Raw genomic sequence first — 1830 nt, 5'->3', positions numbered from 1 at the left:
CCCCCGGTCCGGTTCGCGGCATCGGGCGGGCTCGCGTGATCGGCCCGGCTTCTGGCCCCGGCCGGAGCCGCGGGTGCCTTCCGCGGGGCCGCGGCCACCGCCACGGGCTCGTCCCGGTCCGGCGGGCGGACACTCTGGGGGCGGCCCGCCCAGAAGTGGTACGCGGCGAACGCGCACGCCGCGACCAGCACCACCGCCAGCGCGGCGAGCGTCTTCGGTTCGACGCCGCACCGGAGTTGGACCCACATCGGCAGCCGATCCCCCAAGGCGGCACGCCAACTCCCGTGCACCCCAGGGTTTTTCCGCCCCGCGAAACCGGGCGGCGGATCGGCGCCTCCGCGTCCGGGCGGGCGTTCCGGGAACAGGGTCGCGGCGCGCTCCCTCTGCGACGCCGATGCGAAGTCGGCCGGGAAGTCGGTCGGGTCGAGCGTTGCGGCGGTTCGGCGATCAGTCATGTCTCGACCGTAGGCGCGTTTTCGGGATCTCGCCGAGGCGGCTCAAATTCCGTGGAAAACCAGCCAGTTGTGGAAAACCACGTCACCCGAACAGGGGGTATCGCACCCTTACCGCGGCGCGACCACCACGCCCAGCAGACCCGGTCCCGTGTGCGCCCCGATGACCGCCCCCACCTCGCTGACGTGGAGTTCCTGAAGCCCCGGCACACGCTCGCACAGCCGGTCCGCGAGGAGGGTCGCGCGGTCGGGGGCCGCCAGGTGGTGGACGGCGATGTCGACGGGGGCCGCGCCCGCCCGCTCCACGGCGATCTCCTCCAGGCGGGCGATGGCCTTGGAGGCCGTACGGACTTTCTCCCGCAACTCGATGCGCCCCTCGTCCAGTTGGAGCAGGGGCTTCACCGCGAGCGCGGAACCCAGCAGCGCCTGCGCCGCGCCGATCCGGCCACCCCTGCGGAGGTAGTCGAGGGTGTCGACGTAGAAGAACGCGACCGTGCCCTGCGCGCGCTTCTCCGCGGCGGCCACGGCCTCGTCGAGGGTGCCGCCCGCGTCCGCGGTCTCCGCCGCGGCCAGCGCGCAGAAACCGAGGGCCATCGCGACCATCCCGGTGTCCACGACCCTGACGGGCACCGGGGCGTCGGCCGCCGCGAGGACCGCCGCGTCGTACGTGCCGGAGATCTCGGCGGACAGGTGGAGCGAGACGATGCTCTCCGCCCCCGATTCCGCCGCCGCGCGGTAGGCGGCCGCGAAGCGCTCGGGGCCGGGCCGGGAGGTGGTCACCGGCCTGCGCTTCTGCAGTGCCTGGGCGAGGGAGCGGGCGGAGATCTCGGTGCCCTCTTCGAGTGCCTCGTCGTCCAGGACCACGGTCAGCGGTACGGCGGTGATGCCGTGTTGCTCCATCGTCTGCTGTGGCAGGTAGGCCGTGGAATCGGTGACGACAGCGACGTGGCGGGACATGTTCCGGAGATTACCTCTCCGGGCGGGTGTGTGGCAGTACGGCCCTGTCCCCTGCGGGGGCCCTGCCGGGTGCCTTGCCCCGCCGACGGGGCGCCTACGAGCTCGGTCTTTGATGTCGTCGGGCGGGTGCGGGCCGTGTGTGGCTGGTCGCGCAGTTCCCCGCGCCCCTTACGGGGCACGTTCCGTGCTCTGCCGTCGGCGCCTGCGGGCTGTCGCGCCCACGCGGCGGAGCCGCAAATACAACGCAGCCCCGCGCCCCTTACGGGGCACGTTCCGTCCTCTGCCGTCGGCCCCTTGCGGGGCGCGCTGGTGAGGCCTGGTGTCGGCTAGCTCGTGCTTTCCGGGTGGTGGGTTTTCTGCCAGGAGTATGTGGGCTGGCGCCAGGTGTCGCGGGGGGTGATCGCGGGGCGTTCCGCGGGGG

The 1830-nt window shown here is 73.2% G+C and carries 1 protein-coding gene and 1 pseudogene; both read right to left on the bottom strand.

The genetic code is table 11. The annotated features are described in order from the left end of the window. Positions 1-455 (bottom strand): annotated as a pseudogene (locus tag K6I34_RS36480) (ComEA family DNA-binding protein); the annotation flags it as partial. Between the two features lie 108 nt (positions 456-563). Continuing rightward, on the bottom strand, positions 564-1409 hold the full coding sequence (locus K6I34_RS36475; RefSeq protein ID WP_229332316.1) for a DegV family protein: 846 nt from the start codon (positions 1407-1409) through the stop codon (positions 564-566). Positions 1410-1830: the final 421 nt, after the last annotated feature.

The organism is Streptomyces sp. UNOC14_S4 (genome assembly GCF_020740835.1).
Lineage (GTDB): Bacteria > Actinomycetota > Actinomycetes > Streptomycetales > Streptomycetaceae > Streptomyces.
The sequence above is the reverse complement of the archived record's forward strand: the minus strand, read 5'-3'. Positions and strand labels throughout refer to the sequence as shown.

What these genes read in the sequence shown, in the direction of transcription:
- K6I34_RS36475 (WP_229332316.1), bottom strand. Translation starts at nt 1,409, where the DNA reads ATGTCCCGCCACGTCGCTGTCGTCACCGATTCCACGGCCTACCTGCCA.